The organism is Glaciecola punicea (genome assembly GCF_001756615.1).
Taxonomy (GTDB): Bacteria; Pseudomonadota; Gammaproteobacteria; order Enterobacterales; family Alteromonadaceae; genus Glaciecola; species Glaciecola punicea.
Window position 1 is genome coordinate 253,176 of record NZ_LZXY01000003.1, and the last position, 23,153, is coordinate 276,328.

Genomic DNA, 23,153 nt, shown 5'->3' on the forward strand with positions numbered 1-23,153 from the left:
TTGTCCTTTATTGATTGTATATTTGTTGGGTTCTATTAAGGGGCATAACGTGCTGCTTATCTTGAATAAATTCGACACCCGCAGTAACAACCTCAAGCTCTTCTTGAGATGTCGGCTTGAACGTTTTGAAGCTTGCCATGAGGTCTTGCGCCAAGGTTTGTATAATGTAAATGTATTCTTTTTGAGTTATGTACTGCTGGTTTTGTATGGTTATGATTTGCACGTACTGACCTTGTGCATCAGTTGCAAGCGCGCTAACGGGTATTCGATAAACAAGGGTTGTTTGACTCGCGCTATTGGCTGACTCTTGGTTCGTGTTAGCTTGTGAATACATTTCACTGAACCTGCTTAAGGGAAGGATTATTTCGGCAGACATGCCCGGCAGTACGCGTGGGTAACGTGTATTAAAGGTCATTGTGATTGGAAAGGCGTTGGCAATTGAGGCTTGAGTACCTACCTCAGTTAAAGTGGCGCTATACCGTTTTGCGCTGTAATTGTTGCTGTTAGTTTCATTATCACTATCACTACTATTGTAATTGATACCGTTGCCACTATTACGGGTTGTTTCATGACGCATATTGTCAAGCGCCGGAATAATAACCTGTATTTGCTGACCTAATGCAATTCGCCCAATAATTGATTCAGGCACCGCAGCGCTTACTTCTAAGTTGGCGTCGCCCTGTATAGTAAAAATAGCCGTTTGAGTATTTATTTGTTGATTGGGTTCGACTAAGCGTGCAGAAACAGAGCCGCTATAGGGCGCGAACAGTTTGGTGTTTACGAGGTTTTTCTTTGCTATATTAAGCGCGCTTTGGGCGCTATTTACGCGTCCATTTGCCATATTGTAAACGGCTTGGGCACTATCAAGCATGGCTTGAGGAATCAAATTATTTTTTTTAAGTTCAATGTTTCTATTTAGCGTTTGTTCTGCTTCAAACTGGCTCGCTGTGGCTTCGCTAAGCAAGCCGCCACTCTGCTGCACCGCAAGTTTGTATAGCTTGGGGTCAAGCTGCGCAAGCAAATCGCCTTGTGAAAACGTTTGCCCTAAATTAACGTTCACTGCTTGCAGTACGCCGCTAACTTCAAATGACAGCGAGGTGTTTTGTGCTGCTTGAAGGCGCCCGGTTATGTGTCTTTCTACACTGCCATTGAAAACTTGGAGCATTTGCGATTTTACCATGCGAGGTTTATCGCTATTCACTTTGTCGCTGCTTTTGGTATCACTGCAGCCGGCAGCAAGGCCGGTAAGTAATAACAAGGCACATAAGGATAAAATTTTATTATTCATATTATAGGAATTCACTGTTTAGGTTTATCGCAAAAAAGGGAACTTTATAGCGTAGTTTCACCAAAGCACTCGCAGCGGTCCGCTGCGGATGAGATGTGTAATAGGCAGGCGTAAAAATAAAACGTATTGATGAGCAACACCTCTAAAATAGGCATTTGTCTGCCGTTGCGAAGGCAATATTTAGATGATCATAGGCCGCCTCGCCAATAAAATGAGGGTAGCTTGCGTTACCTTCCCACAAGAGATCTTTGCCGGTAAAATCAATAAAACATGGCTGCTGCGGTAAAAGCGGGGCAAAGTCTTTACCGTCAAGGTTGGGATGTATCATAGCGGTTTTTTGCTTTTGTGAATTAGTCGGATAGGCTACTTCAAGGCCAAAGCGATAAGCTTGTACAGGGCCTAAGTTGGGAATTGTTTGCGTATTGTAAAGTTCTATAAAGCGCAGTATTGCCAAGCTCATATCGACGGTTTGCTGATACACACTGGCGCGCAGTGCGCCTTGTAACTGCGGGCCCACTTCCACCATCACGCCTTTTGTAGCCACCGTGCACAAATAACCAAAGTCTGCAAACGCTTGGTAGTCTTCCACTAAAATAACGCTATGCGGCATCACGCTTTTGACAAAGCGGGCCAATTGCTGATTGAACTCGTCGTTTTCAAGCACAATAAGGGTAGGCCCCATGTTGCTGGTGGTGTTGTGAATATCAATGCAAAAGTCGGTTTTAGACTGTCCTTTAGGCCCAAATTCTGCATTAAAATCGTGCGCAATTTTGACTTCATTTGGCGCGTTTTCTGCTACTGACATATTTAGTTTTGCTTGAGAAAATTGCCGGTTCAAATCTTCATCAACGTATCTAACCCGGGCTTTAACCGCGGGTTTGTTTGCCAGCGTAAGCCCAATGTGCGCGCTCGGTAATGCTTCGTGCAGCGGACTTGGATTGTTTTGCCATTGGGCAACGGCTTCAATCCCCGACATTTCATTGCCGTGGGTGCCGGCACTGATAATAACGTTTTTGATTTCAAAATGTTGGCGCGTAGTAAAAGACATAGTAAAACCCTTAAGGTTTGAAAAAATCGTCGTTGTGGGACTGTTGGGCAAGCATAGCCTCAATATCTTCAATATCGATATTGTCGGGGAGTGTGTCTAATTTGTGTTCGTCACTAGGTATGCTGTGTTCCTCGTTTGCCCACTGGCCTAAGTCGATAAGTTGGCAACGTTTGGAGCAAAATGGTCGATGCTTGGCTTGTTCATTCCAGATTACCTCTGTGTGACAAGTGGGACATTTTACTTTCATGGGTTTACTCTGATAATAGTGATAATCAATGCGCTATGCAGTGTACTAGAAATTTGGCGTAAGGGTAATTGTTTGGGCCATGAAATAACAAGGTTCATTGTCAACACCCTGACGTTGGTGGAGGTTTTTTAACCGTGCTGTTGACTCAACAGCATGCCAGCTTTAACTCTATGGTGCTAGTAACCGCTTCGCTTGTGCCTATTTCGGTGTTAAGTTTCATGAACTTTATTGCAAAGCGATTGCGGCTGCCGCTCACCACGGGGAATATGCCACTGTCGCACTGTATTCTGACCATTTCTACTTTGTCTTCTGCGGTGCCTTGATGATAACCACTTTTACTAGTAATGGTGTGGAAACTCGACTTTTGACGCAAAAATGAAAGCAACATTTCAAGGCTATCTTCAACGATGTTTAAGTGACTAAGCCATTTATCCATCGCTAGTTTTTTGCTGGCATTGTCTTGTTTTAACCAGCAAAATAACGAGGGTAAGTCAAAGCTAGTCACTCCGCCGGGAGTTGAAAAACGTTGCCGGATTGTACCTAGAAATCTTTCTTCTCGCAGACTTGCGCCCAATTTTTTATTCTGTTTAATATTGCTGCCAATCGTATGCAAGTTATGCAGCGCTGCTTCTAGTGCGCTACTGTTTATATCGGGGTGTCGTGACCAGTGCAAGAGTTTGCGTTCTTGCGCGTCAATGTCGCGCAAGAAATCGGTGCGTAAATCAAGGCGGTCAACCATGTCTATTGTATTAAAGAAGACTTCAAAAAAATGCAGGTAGTGATTCTCAGATGAGGCGTTTTTAGCCTCTTTTAACTGCGCGAATAGTTGCTCAAGTCGCAGGTAGTTTCTCACCTTTTCGCAAAGTGGAAATTCATAAAGTGCGACCGACATCAAATTCTCCTTTTTGAACACTGCAAACTAGGGCAGTGCGTAATGTTTTTAATTAGTAGTACGTAAACAAGCGCTGAGCAATAAATGTAACACGCTTATCTGGCCGGGTATTCTACACAAAAATTACGCGCTATGGGGTATGATTTTCATAGTATAATTGGCTTAACTATCAATTAAGGTCTTTGCGTCTGCGTAATTATAGTTTCGCGGCGGTTTTTGAGGCGAAGGCCCTATAGCTTTGGTGCAGTTTGTCTACTTGCGGTCCTAAAAAGTCAACACCGCCGGTGTTATCAATCACATCATTAGCCAGGGCTAAACGTTTTTCTCGACTCACTTGCGCTGCCATAATATTTTTGATGGTGTCTGCATTTCCGCCATCTCTGTTAAGCGTTCTTTCAAGTTGCTGCTTGGTGGTTATATCGATCACTAAGGTTCTATTAACCAGTTTTTCAAGGCTATTCTCAAGCAGCAGCGCAGCAGACAATATACTGTAATGTGACTTTGTGTTTTTCAATTGGTTCAGCATATTTGCGCGAATGAGCGGGTGAAGAATGTTGTTCACTTTTTTTTTGGCCTGGGGATCGTTAAATACTATTTCGCGCAGGGCGGCTCGGTTAAGTGTGTGCTGCTCGGTTAATATACCGTCGCCAAATGCTTCCACCAGTGCGTTTAAACCTGCTGAGCCTTTCACCACTACGTCGCGTGCGACCACGTCGGCGTCCACTATTTCTATGCCTTTTGCCGCAAATAAATCGGTCACGGTGGTTTTACCGCAGCCAATGCCGCCGGTCACGCCTACGATGTACTTATTGCTAATGAGTTCTTTTTCACGCATTGAGGGACTGCCCACTGTATTTCGGATGATGTTTAAGGGACATATCATACTCTTTAGCACTACAAGTGCTACCCCAAAAGTACTACCGATAATATGTTTTAGTGATGTTAATATCATTTTTCAGCGCTGTGGATCTTGTTTGAACGCTATGAGTGCTGACCTTGAACCTACCAACACTAATAAGAGCACCCTAGTTTATAAAGTGCTTAGATACCAAGTGGCAATTTCATCGCCGTAAAGCATGGTTAAAAAGCCAGCGGCTGCTAAATATGGACCAAATGGGATGGCTAAGTTACTGTCTTTGCGCTTCACTATCATTAAAGTGATACCTACCACCGCACCTACCAGCGATGACAGTAAAATGACAATGGGCAAGTGTTGCCAGCCAACCCACACTCCAATGGCGCCAAGTAGTTTAAAGTCGCCGTGGCCCATGCCTTCTTTACCGGTTATTAGCTTAAAGGCCCAATAAATGGCAAATAAGCTCATATACCCGACCGCGCCGCCAATGACAGAATCGGTTAATGACATAGCGTCTCCGATGCTGTCTACATAAGCGGCAAGCAGTAACCCTATCCACAGCATGGATAGGGTTAAGGTGTCGGGCAGGAGCATTTCATCAATATCAATGAAGGTCATGGCTATAAGTAGCCAAGTGCAAAAAATAAAGCCAAAGGCAACAGGTGTGAAGCCTAAGTTATACGCGACCCACGCGCTTAATGCTGCGGTAGTTAGTTCAATTAGTGGGTAGCGAATAGATATGCTGGTTTTACAAGCGCTGCACTTGCCGCGTAAAAATAACCAGCTAATAGCAGGGATGTTTTCCCAGGCTCTTATTTTATGTTGGCATTTAGGGCAAGTCGAGTCTGGTTTGACTAAATTAAAAGCATGCTGCTGATGCACATATTCTTTGCCTTCGCTATGCGCGATGTGCTCGTCTATTTGCGCCTGCCATTCATTTTTCATCATAACGGGGTAGCGATAAATAACTACGTTTAAAAAACTGCCGATGAGCAGCGAAATGCCAAAAACAAAACTCACATAGAAGAGGGTGGAGCTAGCCATAAATTCAAACATTATAGTGTGGTGTAAACCTTGTGTAGGTGATTGGGTGCTTGCGCCTTTTGCGCAGATGTGCACATAAATTACGAAAAAAAGCATAAAATAGGCCTGCCGCCAGATAAGCCTATAATATTTACCTAAAAAGAGCGAGTGATTGTGGTTTCGCACAAGATCACAGTACCAAAATTTATATGATTGCGCTCATTTCGAATATGGGTAAGTACATCGCGATAATCAAGCCGCCAATTACCACGCCTAGCACCGACATTATCATAGGCTCTAATAAACTGGTTAAACCATCTACCATGTCATCTACTTCGGCCTCATAAATAAATGCAATTTTACTGAGCATATCTTCTACCGAGCCTGACTCTTCGCCTATGGCGATCATTTGAATGACCATGTCGGGAAAGACGTTGGTGGCTCGCATAGCCACGTTCATTTGAACACCGCCTGAGACTTCTCGGCAAATATGCAGTATCGCCTCGCGAAATATTGCGTTACCAGAGGCGCCAGCGGCTAACTCAAGGGCGTCTATTAAAGGCACGCCTGCCGCAAAGGTTGTCGCTAAGGTTCTGGTAAAACGCGCAATGGCCGCTTTTTTGAGTATGGCACCAATAATGGGGATTTTTAATACCCTAGCGTCTACGAAGTCGCGCAGCTTTTGTGACTTTCGATGCGCCCGCCCAAATAAGAACCCCGCTGCGAAAATCCCTGCACCAATAAATACGCCATGTGACTGCACAAAATTGGAAAGCCCCAGCACCATCAATGTAAACGCAGGTAGTTCGGCGCCAAAACCGGCAAAAATTTCCTCAAACTGAGGCACTACAAATATCAGTAGGATTAGCGTCACAATTAAGGCAACGACCAATACTGCTATGGGGTAAAACATGGCTTTTTTAATTTTAGATTTAAGCGCTTCGGCTTTTTCTTTATATAAGGCTATGCGGTCATAAATAGTTTCAAGGGCGCCCGATTGCTCGCCTGTTTCCACCAAGTCGCAATATAAATCGTCAAACTGCAGCGGGTGCTTGCGCATAGCTGAAGAAAGCGGATTACCTGCTTTAACTTCATCAGTGATTTCTGTGAGTAACTTACGCATAGCCAAGTTTGCGTGGCCTTGGCCTATCATATCTAAGCTTTGAATAAGGGTCACACCTGCCCCTAGCATAGTGGTGATTTGCCGAGACATAATGCTAATATCATTGGCGGTAATTTTCTCTTTTCGGCCAAATAGGGGTTTAGCCTTTTTCTTGACGCGAGTGGCTGATATTCCGCGGCGCCTAAGCATGTTTTTAGCTTCTAACAGGTTTTTTGCTGAAATTTCGCCAGTGCCTTTTTTGCCCTTTTTGTCAGAACCAGTCCAAACAAATTCATGTGAAACAACAACTGCCATGGTGCACCACCTATTGTTATATCATGCGTAATTGAAAAATCGTTATTTACTAAACGCTAGAACGCGGAACATGTAACAAGCCTATTCTTTAGAGTCGAAAGCTCAGATAATCTGGGCTTTCGACGCTTGTTACGTAAACAGCTGCTTTAGCATAAAGCAGGGTCGTCACATACACGAGTCCAGTCAATTGCGCCCGAATCTTTAAGGGTAGGAGTGAGTTCTATGGTGGCTGGTTCATCGCCGTCTGCTTTTTTCAAATTTGAATCCGGGCTCGCGGTAGCCGTAATTTTGCCATCAACCACCGTCAATCCTGTTAATGAATCTAGCGCTGTAATTATGGCTGGAATACCATTTTTGCCAGCGTCACAATCAACCTTGTCCCCTTTGGTATGCACACAAACTTCAACCGCAGACTTAGCAGCCGCAGTGGCAATGATAACTTCACTAAATTTCGCCTTATTCGTGTAACCCTGATAAGCCGGCAACGCGATAGCCGCCAAAATGCCAATAATTGCAACAACTATCATCAGTTCGATTAGGGTGAAACCCTTTTGTAAATCTTGAATAGTCTTAATTTTCATAGTAATTCTCCAAGCGTCGTAAAACGCGATTTATTTAACAATATGGTTTATGCGTGGCTGCAGATAGTTTGCTCATTAGATACTCTCTCCTCAACCTCGAAAATGAGTATATGCCCCAATCTTTCTATGTGAAGTATGCGGACATATACTTTAGTGTTGGTTTCGACATAAATTATTGCTAAAGCTAGAAATTACTCTTACTACGTTTATGTTTTTAAAGAATTAATAATGAAAGGTCGACCGCGTTTACGTGTTTAGTAATTGCGCCAGATGATATGAAATCGACCCCTGTCTTCGCTAATTCTGCAAGCCTTTCTTGGGTAATGTTACCCGAGACCTCTAGCTTACAGCGTTGACTATTAATCGATACTGCCTCTTGGATCTGTTGTGTTGAAAAGTTGTCAAGCATAACAATGTCGGCGCCTGCAGCGATTGCTTCGCGCAATTCATCAAGGCTTTCCACCTCAATTTCCACTATTTTGGCGCTTTGCAAGTCTTTTGCTTGCAAAATGGCATTAGTTATTGAACCGCAGGCCTTAATATGATTTTCCTTTATTAGAAAGGCGTCGTATAAGCCCATTCTATGGTTTTTACCACCGCCGCACCTTACTGCGTATTTTTGAGCTTGACGAAAGCCAGGGATAGTTTTGCGTGTGTCAAGCAAGGCGGTAGACGTGCCGGTAAGGCATTTGGCATACCAAGCGGTGGTGGTGGCGGTAGCGCTGAGCATTTGTAAAAAGTTAAGCGCGGTGCGCTCCGCCGTGAGTATGGCTCGAGCGTTTCCAGTAATATTAACTAAAATAGCGTTAGCCTTTATTTGCTCACCGTCGCTGCAGTGCCATGTGAGCTTAAGCGAAGGATCAATGAGCTCAAACGCCATTTGGGCCCACTGACGGCCGCACACGGTAATGTCTTCTCGTGTAATAATATGGGCTTGGGCCTGGGCACTGACATCAATAAGGTTTGCTGTAATATCTTGTTTAGCTAAGTTGTGTATAGCGTCAAGCGTTTGCTGATAGCTGGCACTTGTGGTGTCAAAATTAAGGCTAAGGTAGTGCGATGATTCAGCGCTTAGGTCTTCTATTAATGCGCGCATTACATCAAGTGCAATAAGAACGTTGCTCATATCGTTTTGCTGAGTCGCTCCTGCCTGATTCGGTTTTTTTTCAGTTGCTTGGTTAATAGTAGATGATTGATTAGATTGTGCGTGCACTATTTTTTCATTGCTGGCGGTTTTACGTTGCGACACCACAGGCTTTCCTTTTTAAGGCCTATTGTAAATACGCAATTTATAAAATAGGGAGATAAATACACGTATTTCTGATGCCTGTTATTTTACATGGCGATATTAAGCACCACAACCAGCAATTGCTAAATACTAGGTGGTGTGGCCATAATTTATCTTAATATTGCGTGAGTTAGGTGTGAAATTTTGTTGCACAATATTGGCCAGTCATTATACTCGATCGCCCACCCTATAAGGACATAAGCCTTTGACACTCTTTACATTGTTAATAGTAATGGCATTTGAACGCGTAGTTGTGAAAGCTAAGTCTTTGCAGTTAGCCACTATTGCGCAGCGCTATTTTTCCTACATTGAGCGATTGATACATAAAAAAGAAGCTCAAGAACCTAAGACAGCTCGCAGTGAAATGACCACCGCGCTTATTGTGGCCGGTTTACCCACTGCAACTGTGTGGATACTGGCAGCTTATTTACCCTCACCTTTCGTTTTTTTTCTGCACTTGTTAATACTATGGATCTGCATAGGTTGCTCATCGGCCAGAAAGTCTTACAAAGGTTATTTACAAGCGGCTAACCGGCAAGATTATGAAGCGTGCTCGCTTTACTCCCAGCAATTTGGCAATGAAGACGGCGATTTGTCGCACGTGGGCCGCCAACTCGTGTTTATTAACTATACCCACTATGCCAGTATTATCATTGTTTTTGTGATTTTAGGCTTGCCTGGCTTAGTATTTTACGTCTTGTGTCGCCAATGGCATCTACTACAAACGCGCGAGGGCCTGAGTAAGCAATACACCCAAAAGCTGATGTTTATACTCGATTGGTTACCTTCACGTATCAGTACAGTAGGATTTTTATTGGTGGGGCATTTTAGCCGCGCGCTGCCCGTTTGGCTTAGTACGTTTAGCGATAGTGAACTTAGCGCTTTTGAGGTGTTAGAAAAAGTTTCCAAGGCCAGTGAAGACTCGCCAAGCATCGAAAATGCTGAGCTGCAAGAACCTTTGCAAATGGTAAAGTTGGTAAAACGAAACATAATTTTTCTGTTAATGCTTGTTTCTGCTATGACCTTAGTGGGTGTAATAAGTTAAACACTTTACTTTTTTAAAATATTCTTTAAAATGGCACTTGGTAAATTGGTATTACCATTGTCACCTAAAGCAAAAAAAATTTACGAAATTGTGATATAACTAACTGTACGGGGCAAAAAGATACAAAAGCACATTCATAGCCAGTATACAGGGCACCATGATTAAACAAACAAAACTTTCAGACGTCATTACAGAACGATTAGAGTCCATGATTGTTGATGGTACGCTTAGCGCAGGCGAAAAATTATTGCCCGAGCGCGAGCTTGCCGCAAAGTTTAAAGTGTCGCGCCCGTCACTACGTGAAGCCATTCAAAACCTGCACGCTAAAGGCCTAATTGAGCGTAAACAAGGCGGCGGCACCTTTGTGTCTCAGCATCTTAATAAGCGCCTGTCTGATCCGCTGCTAGCGCTCATTTCAAAACGCCCTGAAACACAATTTGACCTACTAGAATTTAGGCATGCTCTTGAAGGTATGGCCGCCTTTTATGCAGCTCTGCGCGGGCAAAAGCAAGACCATAACGCACTTACCCAAGCATTAGAAAAACTGCAGTCAGCCAGTACTAAGGCTAAGCCAGAAGAAGAAGCCATCGCTTTAGGCGAGTTTTATTTTGCAATGGCGCAAGCTTCACAAAATATGGTCCTTGTCCAAGTAATGCAGGCGATGCGCCTGCCGCTTGAAGACAATGTTAAACAAAATTTAGCCATGCTGCGCAGTGGCGCAAGCGTAGAAAGCGAACTATCTCAGCAGCGCACTAATATAGTACTGGCAATTATATCGGGTAATCCCGAAGCCGCGCGCGACGCGAGTCATCTGCACTTGTCTTTTATTGAAAAGACATTGCTAGATATTAATAAGAATAAGGCTAATGTTCAGCGCAGTTTGCGCAGAATAGTCAGCGATAATTAGCACCCGTAAAACAAGAATTAAGGCAATGTCAGCACTAAGCGCATAGCCTAAAATAAACAAGTATAGTTGAATACAAAATAGGATAAAATAATGGCCGATATGAATAAAACCGATGTTGACCCAATTGAAACGCAAGAATGGATAGAGTCGCTTGAAGCGGTGCTAGAGTCTGAAGGCGTTGACAGAGCACATTACCTTTTAGAATCGTTAATTGAAAAGGCCCGTCGTAATGGCGCGCATTTGCCGTTTGACGCAACGACCGCTTATATCAACACCATTCCTGCCGGCAAAGAGCCCACCATGCCGGGCGACCAAGCCATCGAAGCCACCATCCGCAATGCCATTCGTTGGAATGCGCTTATGATGGTTCTGCGCGGCTCTAAAAAAGACCTAGATCTAGGCGGCCATATAGCCAGTTTTGCTTCTGCTGCTATGCTCTACGATGTTGGTTTTAACCACTTTTTCCGCGCTCCCACTGATGAAGATGGCGGCGATTTTCTGTTTGTACAAGGTCATGTATCGCCGGGTATTTATTCACGTGCATTTATAGAAGGCAGACTTAGCGCAGGCCAGCTTGACAATTTCCGTCAAGAAGTAGGCGGTGAGGGGGTATCATCCTACCCGCACCCCAAACTGATGCCTGAATTTTGGCAATTCCCGACCGTATCTATGGGCCTTGGTCCTATGCAGGCTATTTATTTAGCGCGCTTCTTAAAATACCTCACCAACCGTGGACTGCGCGACTGCTCCAATCAGCGTGTATGGTGCTTTTTGGGCGACGGCGAAGTTGATGAGCCCGAAAGCTTAGGTGCCATTGGCCTTGCGTCAAGAGAAAACCTTGATAACCTTACCTTCGTTATTAATTGTAACTTGCAGCGTCTAGACGGGCCTGTGCGTGGTAACGGTAAGATTATCCAAGAATTAGAAAGTACCTTTAGAGGTGCGGGTTGGGAAGTTATTAAAGTTATTTGGGGTCGCTATTGGGACTCACTATTAGCTCGCGACACCTCTGGTAAATTGCTCGACGTCATGATGGAAACGGTAGACGGCGAGTACCAAAACTATAAAGCTAAAGGAGGTCAGTACACGCGTGAAAACTTCTTTGGTAAATACCCTGAACTAAAAGACATGGTTGCTAACATGTCTGATGATGACATATGGCGCTTAAACCGCGGCGGACATGACCCAGTAAAAGTATATGCAGCGTACAAGCGTGCTACTGAAACGGTAGGTCGTCCACAGGTTATTTTAGCTAAAACAGTCAAAGGTTATGGCTTAGGCGAAGCCGGCGAAGGTAAAAATATTGCTCACAACGTGAAAAAACTAGACGTGAACGCAGTTAAAAATTATCGTGATCGTTTTAATATTCCAGTGTCGGACGAAGCTTGTGCAGACTTAGAGTACTATAAGTTTGAAGAAGACAGTGTTGAAATGAAATATCTGCGCGAAAAGCGTGAAGCTCTAAAAGGCTATATGCCGGTTCGTCGTGTAAACAGCACCGAAGAGCTGCCCGCACCGCCATTAAAAGCGTTTGAAGCAATTACAAAAGGCTCGGGGGATCGCGAAATTTCGACCACAATGGCCTTTGTGCGCGTGCTGACGGTTATGCTTAAAGACAAGCAAATGGGCAATAGAGTCGTCCCCATTATTCCTGATGAAGCGCGTACCTTTGGTATGGAAGGTTTGTTCCGTCAAGTAGGTATTTATAGCAATACCGGGCAAAAATATGTGCCACAAGACAAAGATCAGGTTGCCTACTATCGTGAAGATAAAAAAGGTCAAGTATTACAAGAAGGTATTAACGAGCTAGGCGCAATGTCTTCATTCGTAGCGGCGGGTACGTCTTACTCATTGAATAACTTGCCAATGTTACCAGTTTATATTTATTACTCTATGTTTGGTTTCCAGCGTGTCGGTGATATGGCATGGGCCGCTGGGGATTCGCAGTGTCGTGGTTTCTTAGTGGGCGGTACCGCGGGTAGAACAACCCTAAACGGTGAAGGCTTGCAGCATCAAGATGGCCACAGCCACGTACAAGCAGCCCTTATTCCTAACTGCGTAAGCTACGATCCTACCTATGGCTACGAAGTCGCAGTTATTGTACAAGACGGTATTCGCAGAATGCTTGAAAAACAAGAAAACGTGTTTTTCTACTTAACCGTAATGAACGAAAACTACGTTCAGCCAGAAATGCCGAAAGGTTGCGAAGATGGTATTTTGAAAGGTATTTATTTACTTGATAAAGTAGGCGGTGCTAAAGCCAAGAAGAAGGTCAAATTGTTGGGTTCGGGCACTATTTTAACGGAAGTGCGTAAAGCCGCGGCTATTTTAAGTGAAGACTACGGCGTACAAAGTGAAGTGTACAGCGTGCCTTCGTTTAACGAGCTTGGCCGCGACGGTGTCGACTGTGATCGCTTTAATATGCGCAATCCAAAAGCTAAGCAAAAACTAGCTTACATTACCGAGCTCTTAAGTGAAGGTAACGATGGCCCAACAATTGCCGCCACCGACTACATAAAATCGTATGCTGATCAAGTTCGCGCGTTCGTGCCGGGTACTTATAGAGTGTTAGGCACTGACGGTTTTGGTCGCTCTGATAGCCGCGCTAACCTGCGTCGCCATTTTGAAGTAGACGCAAGCAACATTGCCTACGCCGCTTTGTATGAACTACATAAAGCAGGCGACATAGACCCTGCTACCTTAGCTAAAGCCCATAAAGCGCTCGAGATTGACGGCGATAAAATTAACCCACTGTACGCATAGAGAGGAGAGAAAATCATGGCGGATTTACAAGATATTATTGTTCCTGATGTGGGCGGCGAAGAAGTTGAAATCATTGAAATATGTGTTGCCCTTGGCGACTCAGTTGAAGCAGAAGCCGCATTTGTAACGGTTGAAAGCGATAAAGCCAGCATGGACATTCCAGTGCCCTTTGACGGTGTCATTAAAGAAATCTCGGTCAAAGTAGGTGATAAAATCAAGCAAGGCGATCTTTTAGGTAAAGCCAGCAGCACCGAAAGTGCAGCACCTGAGCAAGAGCCGCCTAAACAAGAGCCGCCTAAACAAGATGCGCCTAAACAAGATGCATCTAAACAGGAAACGCCCAAGCAGGAAGCACCTAAACAAGAAACAGCGCCAGCTGCTAGTTCCGCTACCAGTGTGATTGAAGTCACTGTGCCAGATATTGGCGATGCTAGCGATGTTGAAATTATTGAGCTACTGGTTAAAGAAGGCGACACCGTGGCCGAAGAAGATGGCCTAATTACCCTTGAAACCGACAAAGCTACAATGGACGTACCTGCGCCACGCGCCGGTAAAATTGTGTCTATGAAAGTAAAAATGGGCGACAAGGTATCGGAAGGTTCATTAGTGCTAACCCTTGAAGTAGGTGCGTCAAACGGTGCAGATACACAAGCACCAGCTGCAAGCGCGCCGCAAGCACCTGAGAAAGAAGAAGCACCTAAGCTGGCAGAATCACACAAGCAAGAAGAAGCACCTGAGAAAGAAGAAGCACCTAAGCAAGCAGAATCAGCCGCTAGTTCAGCGTCAGCGCAAAGTGCACCGGTTCGCAGCGCCCCTGTACAAAAAACACCGCCAGTGCCGTATCATCCTTCAGCCGGTGGAATTGCCAAAACTGGTAGAATACATGCTACTCCTTCAGTAAGGCGCATGGCACGCGAATTTGGTGTTGACCTAGCGCAAGTAACCGGCTCAGCTCGCAAAGGACGTATTGCTAAAGAAGACGTGCAGTCGTACGTGAAGTATGAGCTGTCTAGACCTAAATTGACCTCGGGCACAAATGCCGGCTCAGGAGGCATGCAGGTACTACCACCGCCTAAAGTCGATTTTGCTAAGTTCGGCGAAATTGAAGAAGTAGCCCTTACGCGTATTCAAAAGCTGTCGGGTCCTAATCTGCATCGTAACTGGGTGACTATTCCCCATGTTACGCAGTTTGAAGAAGCCGATATCACCGATATTGAAGACTTCCGTAAGCAGCAGAACCAAATAAATGAAAAACGCAAGCTGGGCGTTAAAATCACGCCGTTAGTCTTTATGATGAAAGCGGTTGCTGACGCGATGAAGCACTATCCTACGTTTAATTCATCGCTGTCTGCGTCGGGCGAGAGCTTAATTTTGAAGAAGTACACGCATATAGGTATTGCTGTGGATACGCCAAATGGCCTAGTGGTGCCGGTGGTGCGCGATGTTGACAAGAAAGGAATTATGGATATATCAAGAGAGCTTACCGAAATAAGCGCTAAAGCCAGAGAAGGGAAGCTCAAAACGGCCGACATGCAGGGCAGCTGCTTCACTATCTCAAGTTTAGGCGGCATAGGTGGCACTGCCTTCACGCCAATTGTAAATGCCCCCGACGTGGCTATATTAGGGGTTTCAAAAAGTGAAATGCGACCTAAGTGGGACGGTAAAGAGTTTTTACCTCGATTAATGTTACCGCTGTCGTTGTCGTACGACCATCGCGTAATAGATGGCGCACTTGCCGCTCGTTTTGCGGTCCATTTAGCCGATTGCTTAGCCGATATGCGCCGCATATTGTTGTAGGTTCTGCTAGTGCTCATATACACAATGAATGCAGTGTATATGATAAGCAGATATGAAAAATACATACCCCCCCTTATTAGTGTAATAATAAAGCGAATAAGGGGGGTGAATTACCGTCTTAATTCAATTAGAATATACGGTGTAGACACAATTAGATTATTAAGGTCATATTAACGTTATGAGCGAAATCAAAACACAATTAGTGGTACTTGGCGCAGGTCCTGGCGGGTACTCAGCAGCATTTAGAGCGTCCGATTTAGGCGTTGACTCAGTCATTGTTGATGCAAGAGAAGCCTTAGGAGGGGTATGTTTAAATGTAGGCTGTATTCCTTCTAAAGCACTTTTGCATGTTGCTAAGGTAATTCAAGAAGCTAAGCAACTATCTAAGCACGGTGTGAACTTTGGCGAGCCAAGCTTTGATCTTGACAAAATCCGCTCTTGGAAAGACGACGTAGTAAGTCAGTTAACCAAAGGTTTGTCTGGAATGTCTAAAATGCGCAAAGTAAAGCATGTACAAGGCTACGGCAAATTTACCGGTGCTAACACCTTAGAAGTAGAAGGTCCCGATGGCAAAACTACGATTACCTTCGAGCATGCTATCATCGCAGCAGGCTCTGAGCCAATCGAATTGCCGTTTGTGCCAAAAGACGATGACCGTATTATGGACAGCACTGGCGCATTGGAAATGAAAGATATTCCAGGCAAAATGCTTATTCTAGGTGGTGGTATTATCGGCCTAGAAATGGGCACTGTATATCAAGCCTTAGGCTCAAAAATTGATGTAGTAGAATTTTTAGATCAGCTCATTCCCGCGGCTGACAAAGACATCATGAAAATGTATATGAAAACCATCAAAAATAAATTTAACACCATGCTTGAAACCAAAGTAACGGACGTTGAATCTAAAGATGACGGTGTCTATGTGACGTTTGAAGGCAAGCAAGCACCGGCCGAGCCAGTGCGTTACGATCGTGTACTTGTTGCAGTGGGTCGTCGTCCAAACGGCTCACTAGTTGATGCTGAAAAAGCCGGCGTTAAAGTAGACGAGCGCGGTTTTATTAATGTAGACAAACAGCTGCGCACTAACGTGGCGCATATATTTGCAATCGGCGATTTAATTGGTCAACCAATGCTGGCGCACAAAGCCTCGCATGAAGGTCACGTTGCGGCTGAAGTCATCTCTGGTAAAAAGCATTTCTTTGACCCACGCGGCATTCCCTCAGTTGCCTACACTGAGCCAGAAATTGCCTGGGTAGGATTTACCGAGAAAGAAGCTAAAGAGCAAGGCCTAAACTACGAAGCCGCTACTTTTCCTTGGGCAGCCTCGGGTCGCGCTATTGCATCAGACGCCACCGACGGTTTAACAAAGCTATTGTTTGACAAAGACACCGGGCGTATAATTGGCGGGGCTATTATTGGCACCAACGCAGGTGAAATGCTAGGTGAGATTGGCTTAGCCATTGAAATGGGCGCAGACGCTGAAGACATCGCCTTAACGGTTCATGCTCACCCTACCTTAAACGAATCTATTGGCTTAGCGGCAGAGATTTTTGAGGGTAGTATTACGGACATGCCTAACCCTAAAGCTAAAAAAAGATAATCTAAAGTTAGATAGGCAATATGTATAAAAACCGATACCCTTCACGGCGTGTCGGTTTTTTTGTGAAAATTTAATGAGAGGCACTTGTACATGCAGCAAATGGAGTTTTTTATTATTCCAAGCCCGTGCATTGGCATTTGTGAATCGGGCCCTAGAGGCTACTGCATTGGCTGTTTTCGAAGCAGAGAAGAGCGCACCCACTGGCAGGACGTAGATGATCACACCAAGCGTATCATAGTGTCTGCCTGCAATAGGCGCAAAAAAGCTTTCAATGCGCGCAAGGCGAAATCAAAAGACAGCGACATCCATTTTCAGCAGGACGATTTATTTTAATAAGTGCTTATTCTTATTTTCTTTGATTAAGGTTAATTATAAAACATGCGCTATTAAAGGTATAAAGTCGACACAATCCGTATAAGTCCTATTACCTTTCTCGGCTCAAATAACCAGCGTGCCCAATGCGCTAAATGTCATTAGCGCGGTATATCTATGGTAGAAACGGCTAAAGGGGCCTTCAAATTTGTAAATTCTTCTTGTTAAGATTTTTCGTTGTTTTGGGAGAAATCAGTGCGAACAGTCCTTATTGCTTAAGCTATTACTCAGCAAATGAAAGAGCGTGGTTCAGCGCTTTTTTTGTAATGGGTATCCTTCTAAATTTAAGCGGACTGTTATGTGCAACTCAAACGGAAGAAAAATACGTCCTGTACGCTCACAAAGACGAAAGATAAACTCTATGTAGGCAATAACCATAGCTAGCCTAAATCAAGGCCAATCAATCCTGCGAAAACCTAGGGCGACTCAACAAGTCATAAAATCCATTGGCTTAAATGATTATGAATATGATATTATTCATAGGTTCGCGCAGTCAGAAACAAGCAAAATAGCCCAGCTAATAACTTAGCTAAGTACGCTTTATGCTATCGATAGTCTACCTTTAATCATGCGCGCTTTATATTTTAAGATTGCGCTATGCCGAAGCTTGTTACCTACATATTGTGTATTATCATGGTGTTCTTACCTTACGCGGCAATGGCAGCAGATAAAGCATCTGATTTTTTCAGGAATCTGAGTCAAGAAAAGAACTTATTAGAAGCCCTCTATAGTAAAAGCCGCGAACAAGCAGAACAAGACAATGATCTAAAGCCTTTCACCTTAGCTGGAGAAATAGGCCTGCTCAACACCACGGGTAACACCGACACCAGTATTATTAAATTTGCGGTTGAATCTAATCATGAAATGACCAGCTGGAGTAATCGCTACGAAAGCCAGTTTTTGCAAAGAACTAACGTTATACGCGGCGTTAACGACGCCGATAGAGTGCAAACTGGTCGAATTGAAATCTCTGCCCAGTTTGATTATAAATTGGTACAGCCTAACAGCCGCTTGTTTGCCTACATGGAATATGATGACAACGAATTCAACCGCCTGCGAGACCAAGCAACCTTAGTCATGGGCTATAGTAAAGTGGCATTTAGGCATGAAAAATCAGAGTTTAGGTATAGTATTGGTCCCGGCTACAGTCATTTGCGCCAAACGCGTAACAACAGAACGATTGAAGAGATGATTGTAAGAGGCACGCTCTATTACAATATAAACTTCGGTGAAAATGCTAGGTTTAGGCAAACGCTATCGGCTGAACTAGGTCAAGAAATTTCAAGAGCACAAGCGCAATCATCGCTAAGCGCTAAGCTGTTTAAAAAGTTAGCGTTAAAAGTGAGTGTCGATCTTTTTGTAAACGACAATGTGGCAAGCCAAGACAGTATCCTATCAACGCAAACGAGTATATCGCTGGTGTATCAATTTTTTTAGTGTGGGCAAGTTTATATGCCCTCAAAACAGTGTTTATGTAAGTGTATTACCCACTCACAGATCGTTACGACAGCCTTGTATTAGACATAAAAGTATTTAAAATACAGGCTTTAAAGAGGTTAATTATAGTGCAGCGTTTATATGGGCACGCCAATACTCAGGTAAATAAACATTCAGATAAAACATTCAGTAAAAGGAAATGTAATGAATAAGCAATTAATCGCGTTTGCGATGTTATCACTATGCTGCGCGGCGCCTGCTTTTGCACAAGAAAAAAAAGAAGCCAAAGAATTAGAAATGGACGGTGAGTTTGGTTTTATTTTCACCACCGGAAACACTGAAACGACATCAGCCAGTGTTGGTTTAAATGTTAAACAAGAGTTAGAAAATTGGAGCAATGAGTACCTAATAAAAGGTCTCTATAAAAGAGATACCATCGAAAGTGAAATGGGAGAAGACATTGAGCAAACCTCGGCGCAAAAGTTTTTTGCATCGGCGCAAGGCAACTTTAAACTAGCAAACCCCAGTTACCGTTTGTTTGGATTCGCGTCATATGAAGACGACCGATTTAGCAACTTTAAATATCAAGCAACACTTGCGGCCGGTTGGAACCAAAAGTTATGGGATGATGAAAAAAGCAATTTTAGCTACAGTGTGGGTCCTGGTTATGCCTTTGCAGAAGAGCAGTCAGGAAAAAGCCAAAACGGCATTATTGTTCGTGGTGCGCTCAACTATGGCCTGAGTTTGTCTGAGACAGCACGCTTTACACAAAACCTGAGTACTGAAAATTGGCTCAGACAATACCAAGTCTCGCTCAGAAACGGCGGTAACGGCGCAAATTGCGGGTGGCTTATCCATGAAGCTTTCCTTAAAACTTGACCATAACAGCGATGTTGGAGAAAACGTTGACAAACTAGACACCGAAACTGCGGTTACCTTGGTGTATACTTTTTTCTAAAGGTGCTAAGCCTCAATATCTTGTCGTCTTGTAATCTTAATAAAAAAGTCAAAACGAGCGAACGTTTTGACTTTTTTCTGCACAGGAACGATTACTGAAGCAAACGAGTTTTAATTGTGCCTTGAATATTGGCGAGTTGCTCTAGACCTTCCGCTTCATTTTTAGATTCAATATCGACCACGACATAACCGATACTCTCGCTGGTTTGTAAATACTGAGCCGCAATATTAATGCCTTTATCTGCAAATGCTTGGTTAATTTGAGTCAGTACGCCCGGACGGTTTTCATGAATATGCAGCAAACGTGACCTCTTGGTATGCTCTGGCAAGGACACTTCAGGAAAATTAACCGCCGATAGCGTTGAGCCATTGTCACTATACTTTACCAGTTTGCCGGCCACTTCAACCCCAATATTTTGCTGCGCTTCTTGGGTTGATCCTCCCACGTGCGGGGTCAATATTACGTTGTCAAATTTACGTAAAGGCGAGCTAAACGCTTCTGAATTTGACTTAGGCTCAACCGGGAAAACGTCAATAGCCGCGCCGATTAATTTCTTGTCTTCAAGGGCCTGGCAAAGTGCATCAATGTCAATGACCGAACCACGCGCCGCGTTAATTAAAATGGCGCCGTCTTTCATTTGCGCAATCTCTTGTTTGCCAATCATGTTTTTGGTGTGTAAGGTTTCAGGTACGTGTAGGCTCACCACATCTGAGGTGTTAAGCAGCTGTTTAAGCGACTTAACTTGAGTAGAATTACCCAATACAAGCTTATCTTCAATATCAAAAAACTGCACGCGCATACCTAAATGCTCAGCTAGAATGCTTAACTGGGTGCCAATATGACCGTAGCCAATAATGCCCAAGGTTTTGCCGCGCGCCTCATAGCTGTTAATGGCGCTTTTTTGCCACAGGCCTTTATGCGCCAAGGCATTTTTTTCAGGAATGCCGCGTAGCAAAACGATAATTTGGCCAAGTACTAGTTCAGCCACTGAGCGAGTATTAGAAAAAGGCGCATTAAACACCACTACACCGCGCTTTTCTGCCGCTTTTAAATCAACTTGGTTAGTGCCAATACAAAAACAGCCAATGCCGATCAACTTCTTGGCAGCTTTTAACACTTTTTCGTTTAACTGCGTGCGTGAACGTATGCCAATAAAATGTGCATTCTTAATTTTAGCGATGAGTTCGTCATCAACTAAAGATGTTTTGATAGACTCTACGTTGGTGTAGCCATTTGCTTTAAAGGTTTCAAGCGCGCTTGAATGCAGCCCTTCTAGTAACAACACTCTTATTTTGTTTTTAGCTAGCGATTTCTTACTCATTACTGCTTACCCTTACCCTTTGAAAAGTGCTGTTGTTGCCATTTTACTTAAGCTTTTTTTACGCCATCGTGTGTGCCCGTAAGCACAATGTCCGCGCCTCTGTGTGCAAATAGACCGTTTGTGACGACGCCTACAATTTGATTTAATGTTGCTTCAAGTGCAGGCGGATCAAGTATTTCAAGATTATATACATCTAAAATATGATTGCCATTGTCGGTTACGATGCCTTGACGATACATAGGATCGCCGCCTAGTTTTACAATTTCACGCGCCACATATGAGCGTGCAAGCGGTATCACCTCAACAGGCAGTGGGAATTTACCTAACATTGACACAAGCTTGGTGTCGTCAATTATACAAATAAAGGTGTTAGCGACCGCCGCCACAATTTTTTCGCGAGTAAGGGCTGCGCCGCCGCCTTTTATCATGTGTTTATATTCGGTAATTTCATCCGCTCCGTCTACATAAATATCCAAGGCGTTTACTTCGTTTAAATCAAATACGGTAATGCCGTGCTTTTTTAGCCGCGCAGTAGAAGCGTCAGAGCTTGAAACGACGCCCACAATGTCGTGTTTGAGTTTGGCCAACGCATCAATAAAAAAGTTAACGGTTGAGCCTGTACCAACCCCTACTATAGAGCCGGTGGTAACATACTCTATAGCGGCTATTGCTGCGGCCTTTTTTTTCTGGTCTTGGTTCATGCTGCTTCCTTTAAATAGGTAGAACGTAGTAGGACTTAACACGGCCGATAACGGAATATCCCAATCTTGTGCAGGCAACAATGAGGCGCGCTGTACATCATGCGCTAAGCCTATGATCTTTGCCTGTTTTGCTGATAAATTGGCGTTTGGCAAGCGCTCGTTAGCACGCATACTTTGCAAAGTTCTATCGTAAAAGCCGCCGCCCATACCCAGTCTGTTGCCGTTAGTATCAAAGGCCACTAAGGGCGTAAAGATAAGGTCGAGCTCATTAAGCGGGCACAAGGTATTCACGTCCAATTCAGGCTCAAGTATACCAAAGCGATTGGGCCGCATAATAGTGTCGCCAGTGTAGCGTAAAAATATAAGGTGGCCTGCACTAAAGGGATGTACGACAGGCAAGTATACCTCTATTGCCTGCGCCCACAAATATGCAATTAAATACTGGGTATTTAGTTCGCCGTTAACGCTGGCATAAAGCGCTACTCGTTTAACCTTAACGAATAGCGCATTTTCAACAGCGCGCGTCACAATATCACGCGCTGCTTTTTTTTGCTCGAATGCGCTAAGTTCGCTTCGTTTATTTTTATAAAGCTGTCTTAACTGTGCGCGCGAACCGTTTTTCGTAGCACTGCTGTTAAGGTTCATGGCAAAACCTCAGTGGTCTATTTTAGCGCGTAGGTGCTAACAAATAGGGAAGATAAGGCGCTGTGATCAACGTGAGTGGCAACATTCACCATGTGTGTGTCTAGCCAATGCGGACTCATCGTTGAGTTTTTTGGTGCAAAGCTAGTTTGCCCTTGGTGTAGTTTGTCAGTGCCAATGCGCATGTGCCCTGATGTCATTTCAAATAAATCAGGCTGTAGCATATACGCTAGCGGAAACGCGTCGTGAAAAAAACACACGCGCTGAGGCTTACCTTGTGAATAAAAATCCGAATAAAATCTAGATGACTTTGCCACAAATCCGCCCAACACGGGATTAACGGTTTCTAAAGACGCAATAAACTCTGGCGGAAACGGCACGTCGTAGGTAACGTCTAAGCCAAACATGTTAACTTCCCAGTCTGCTGCAAATACAATTTCTGCGGCGTAGGCGTCGTTCCAAATATTCGCTTCGGCCACCGGTGTTACGTTGCCCGGCACAAAAGCGGCACCGCCCATTATATTCACCGCTTTAATTAACGAAGGTAGGGCTGGCTCTAAGCGTAGAGCAAGGGCTAAATTACCTAAGGGGCCAACCGCTACAATGGTAACTTCCCCTGGATATTTGCGCGCCATATCGATAATAAATTGGGCAGAGGGGCGCGGGTCAAGCGTACGCGTGGTAGGCGGATGATCAATATTGCCAAAGCCGTCTTCGCCGTGCACAAAGTGTGCATAGGTAGATTCAGCGCCCACCCATGGCCGAGTAACGCCTTTACACACAGGAATATCTACACCGGCCAGTTCTACCAAAGCAAGACCATTTTGAGCAGCCATATCGGCGGGTACGTTGCCATAGACAGTGGTTAACCCTAATACCTCAATTTCTTTGGCTTGAAAGGCAAAAAATATCGCCATCGCGTCGTCTATACCGGGGTCGGTATCAAGTATTATTTTGTGTGTCATTTATA

General features: G+C 44.2%; 19 protein-coding genes and 2 pseudogenes. 8 read left to right on the plus strand and 13 right to left on the minus strand.

The genetic code is table 11. From position 1 onward, the window contains the following. Nucleotides 1-7: 7 nt before the first annotated feature. The 9 genes from BAE46_RS05290 to nadC form a co-directional block, all read right to left on the minus strand. Entirely contained in the window at nucleotides 8-1,288 is a 1,281-nt protein-coding gene (locus BAE46_RS05290; protein ID WP_006006518.1) for an efflux RND transporter periplasmic adaptor subunit, read from the minus strand. 142 nt (nucleotides 1,289-1,430) lie between these two features. Then, nucleotides 1,431-2,336, minus strand: coding sequence for an aspartoacylase (locus tag BAE46_RS05295; protein WP_006006519.1), 906 nt, complete (start codon nucleotides 2,334-2,336; stop codon nucleotides 1,431-1,433). Nucleotides 2,337-2,346: 10 nt separating this feature from the next. Continuing rightward, complete coding sequence (gene yacG, locus BAE46_RS05300) at nucleotides 2,347-2,583, minus strand: DNA gyrase inhibitor YacG (RefSeq protein ID WP_006006521.1); 237 nt, start codon at nucleotides 2,581-2,583, stop codon at nucleotides 2,347-2,349. Between the two features lie 145 nt (nucleotides 2,584-2,728). Continuing rightward, entirely contained in the window at nucleotides 2,729-3,475 is a 747-nt protein-coding gene (locus tag BAE46_RS05305) for a cell division protein ZapD (RefSeq protein ID WP_006006522.1), read from the minus strand. A gap of 196 nt (nucleotides 3,476-3,671) precedes the next feature. Beyond that, nucleotides 3,672-4,427, minus strand: coding sequence for a dephospho-CoA kinase (coaE, locus tag BAE46_RS05310; RefSeq protein ID WP_238528976.1), 756 nt, complete (start codon nucleotides 4,425-4,427; stop codon nucleotides 3,672-3,674). 78 nt (nucleotides 4,428-4,505) lie between these two features. After that, nucleotides 4,506-5,387: a prepilin peptidase gene (locus tag BAE46_RS05315; RefSeq protein ID WP_040520984.1), complete on the minus strand. Its 882-nt coding sequence runs from the start codon at nucleotides 5,385-5,387 to the stop codon at nucleotides 4,506-4,508. A 172-nt stretch (nucleotides 5,388-5,559) separates the two neighbouring features. Next, a complete protein-coding gene (locus BAE46_RS05320) occupies nucleotides 5,560-6,771 on the minus strand; it encodes a type II secretion system F family protein (RefSeq protein WP_070111910.1) in 1,212 nt (403 codons plus the stop codon). 146 nt (nucleotides 6,772-6,917) lie between these two features. Further along, nucleotides 6,918-7,352: a pilin gene (locus BAE46_RS05325; RefSeq protein WP_006006530.1), complete on the minus strand. Its 435-nt coding sequence runs from the start codon at nucleotides 7,350-7,352 to the stop codon at nucleotides 6,918-6,920. A gap of 214 nt (nucleotides 7,353-7,566) precedes the next feature. Then, nucleotides 7,567-8,478: a carboxylating nicotinate-nucleotide diphosphorylase gene (nadC, locus tag BAE46_RS05330; RefSeq protein WP_425307099.1), complete on the minus strand. Its 912-nt coding sequence runs from the start codon at nucleotides 8,476-8,478 to the stop codon at nucleotides 7,567-7,569. A gap of 367 nt (nucleotides 8,479-8,845) precedes the next feature. Here nadC and ampE point away from each other — a divergent pair, with 367 nt between their 5' ends. The 8 genes and pseudogenes from ampE to BAE46_RS05370 all read left to right on the plus strand — a co-directional run bounded on the left by ampE (nucleotide 8,846) and on the right by BAE46_RS05370 (nucleotide 19,519). Next, nucleotides 8,846-9,685, plus strand: a complete 840-nt coding sequence (ampE, locus tag BAE46_RS05335; RefSeq protein WP_070111912.1) for a regulatory signaling modulator protein AmpE — start codon at nucleotides 8,846-8,848, stop codon at nucleotides 9,683-9,685. Between the two features lie 157 nt (nucleotides 9,686-9,842). Next, nucleotides 9,843-10,592 carry a GntR family transcriptional regulator gene (locus BAE46_RS05340; protein WP_006006536.1) on the plus strand — a complete coding sequence of 250 codons (750 nt, stop codon included), beginning with the start codon at nucleotides 9,843-9,845 and terminating at the stop codon, nucleotides 10,590-10,592. A 90-nt stretch (nucleotides 10,593-10,682) separates the two neighbouring features. Next, nucleotides 10,683-13,355, plus strand: a complete 2,673-nt coding sequence (gene aceE / locus BAE46_RS05345; protein WP_006006538.1) for a pyruvate dehydrogenase (acetyl-transferring), homodimeric type — start codon at nucleotides 10,683-10,685, stop codon at nucleotides 13,353-13,355. A 15-nt stretch (nucleotides 13,356-13,370) separates the two neighbouring features. Beyond that, nucleotides 13,371-15,152, plus strand: coding sequence for a dihydrolipoyllysine-residue acetyltransferase (gene aceF / locus BAE46_RS05350; protein ID WP_070111913.1), 1,782 nt, complete (start codon nucleotides 13,371-13,373; stop codon nucleotides 15,150-15,152). Nucleotides 15,153-15,330: 178 nt separating this feature from the next. Next, nucleotides 15,331-16,752, plus strand: a complete 1,422-nt coding sequence (gene lpdA / locus BAE46_RS05355) for a dihydrolipoyl dehydrogenase (protein WP_070111914.1) — start codon at nucleotides 15,331-15,333, stop codon at nucleotides 16,750-16,752. 90 nt (nucleotides 16,753-16,842) lie between these two features. Next, nucleotides 16,843-17,085: a DUF1289 domain-containing protein gene (locus BAE46_RS05360; RefSeq protein WP_006006543.1), complete on the plus strand. Its 243-nt coding sequence runs from the start codon at nucleotides 16,843-16,845 to the stop codon at nucleotides 17,083-17,085. A 636-nt stretch (nucleotides 17,086-17,721) separates the two neighbouring features. Beyond that, on the plus strand, nucleotides 17,722-18,561 hold the full coding sequence (locus BAE46_RS05365; RefSeq protein WP_051987338.1) for a DUF481 domain-containing protein: 840 nt from the start codon (nucleotides 17,722-17,724) through the stop codon (nucleotides 18,559-18,561). A gap of 204 nt (nucleotides 18,562-18,765) precedes the next feature. Next, a pseudogene (locus BAE46_RS05370) lies at nucleotides 18,766-19,519 on the plus strand (DUF481 domain-containing protein). A 91-nt stretch (nucleotides 19,520-19,610) separates the two neighbouring features. On the opposite strand, the gene serA reads toward BAE46_RS05370, so the two are convergent. The 4 genes and pseudogenes from serA to BAE46_RS05385 form a co-directional block, all read right to left on the minus strand. Further along, a complete protein-coding gene (gene serA, locus BAE46_RS05375; RefSeq protein ID WP_006006547.1) occupies nucleotides 19,611-20,840 on the minus strand; it encodes a phosphoglycerate dehydrogenase in 1,230 nt (409 codons plus the stop codon). A gap of 47 nt (nucleotides 20,841-20,887) precedes the next feature. Continuing rightward, on the minus strand, nucleotides 20,888-21,541 hold the full coding sequence (gene rpiA, locus BAE46_RS14980; RefSeq protein WP_070111975.1) for a ribose-5-phosphate isomerase RpiA: 654 nt from the start codon (nucleotides 21,539-21,541) through the stop codon (nucleotides 20,888-20,890). Between the two features lie 42 nt (nucleotides 21,542-21,583). Then, nucleotides 21,584-22,186, minus strand: a pseudogene (locus BAE46_RS14985) (5-formyltetrahydrofolate cyclo-ligase); the annotation flags it as partial. Nucleotides 22,187-22,203: 17 nt separating this feature from the next. Further along, nucleotides 22,204-23,148 carry a nucleoside hydrolase gene (locus BAE46_RS05385; RefSeq protein WP_070111915.1) on the minus strand — a complete coding sequence of 315 codons (945 nt, stop codon included), beginning with the start codon at nucleotides 23,146-23,148 and terminating at the stop codon, nucleotides 22,204-22,206. Nucleotides 23,149-23,153: the final 5 nt, after the last annotated feature.

Coding starts and splice junctions, on each gene's coding strand:
- BAE46_RS05290 (WP_006006518.1), bottom strand. CDS start 1,288: ATGAATAATAAAATTTTATCCTTATGTGCCTTGTTATTACTTACCGGC.
- BAE46_RS05295 (WP_006006519.1), bottom strand. CDS start 2,336: ATGTCTTTTACTACGCGCCAACATTTTGAAATCAAAAACGTTATTATC.
- yacG (WP_006006521.1), bottom strand. CDS start 2,583: ATGAAAGTAAAATGTCCCACTTGTCACACAGAGGTAATCTGGAATGAA.
- BAE46_RS05305 (WP_006006522.1), bottom strand. CDS start 3,475: ATGTCGGTCGCACTTTATGAATTTCCACTTTGCGAAAAGGTGAGAAAC.
- coaE (WP_238528976.1), bottom strand. CDS start 4,427: ATGATATTAACATCACTAAAACATATTATCGGTAGTACTTTTGGGGTA.
- BAE46_RS05315 (WP_040520984.1), bottom strand. CDS start 5,387: ATGTTTGAATTTATGGCTAGCTCCACCCTCTTCTATGTGAGTTTTGTT.
- BAE46_RS05320 (WP_070111910.1), bottom strand. CDS start 6,771: ATGGCAGTTGTTGTTTCACATGAATTTGTTTGGACTGGTTCTGACAAA.
- BAE46_RS05325 (WP_006006530.1), bottom strand. CDS start 7,352: ATGAAAATTAAGACTATTCAAGATTTACAAAAGGGTTTCACCCTAATC.
- nadC (WP_425307099.1), bottom strand. CDS start 8,478: ATGAGCAACGTTCTTATTGCACTTGATGTAATGCGCGCATTAATAGAA.
- BAE46_RS05340 (WP_006006536.1), top strand. CDS start 9,843: ATGATTAAACAAACAAAACTTTCAGACGTCATTACAGAACGATTAGAG.
- aceE (WP_006006538.1), top strand. CDS start 10,683: ATGGCCGATATGAATAAAACCGATGTTGACCCAATTGAAACGCAAGAA.
- aceF (WP_070111913.1), top strand. CDS start 13,371: ATGGCGGATTTACAAGATATTATTGTTCCTGATGTGGGCGGCGAAGAA.
- lpdA (WP_070111914.1), top strand. CDS start 15,331: ATGAGCGAAATCAAAACACAATTAGTGGTACTTGGCGCAGGTCCTGGC.
- BAE46_RS05360 (WP_006006543.1), top strand. CDS start 16,843: ATGCAGCAAATGGAGTTTTTTATTATTCCAAGCCCGTGCATTGGCATT.
- BAE46_RS05365 (WP_051987338.1), top strand. CDS start 17,722: ATGCCGAAGCTTGTTACCTACATATTGTGTATTATCATGGTGTTCTTA.
- serA (WP_006006547.1), bottom strand. CDS start 20,840: ATGAGTAAGAAATCGCTAGCTAAAAACAAAATAAGAGTGTTGTTACTA.
- rpiA (WP_070111975.1), bottom strand. CDS start 21,541: ATGAACCAAGACCAGAAAAAAAAGGCCGCAGCAATAGCCGCTATAGAG.
- BAE46_RS05385 (WP_070111915.1), bottom strand. CDS start 23,148: ATGACACACAAAATAATACTTGATACCGACCCCGGTATAGACGACGCG.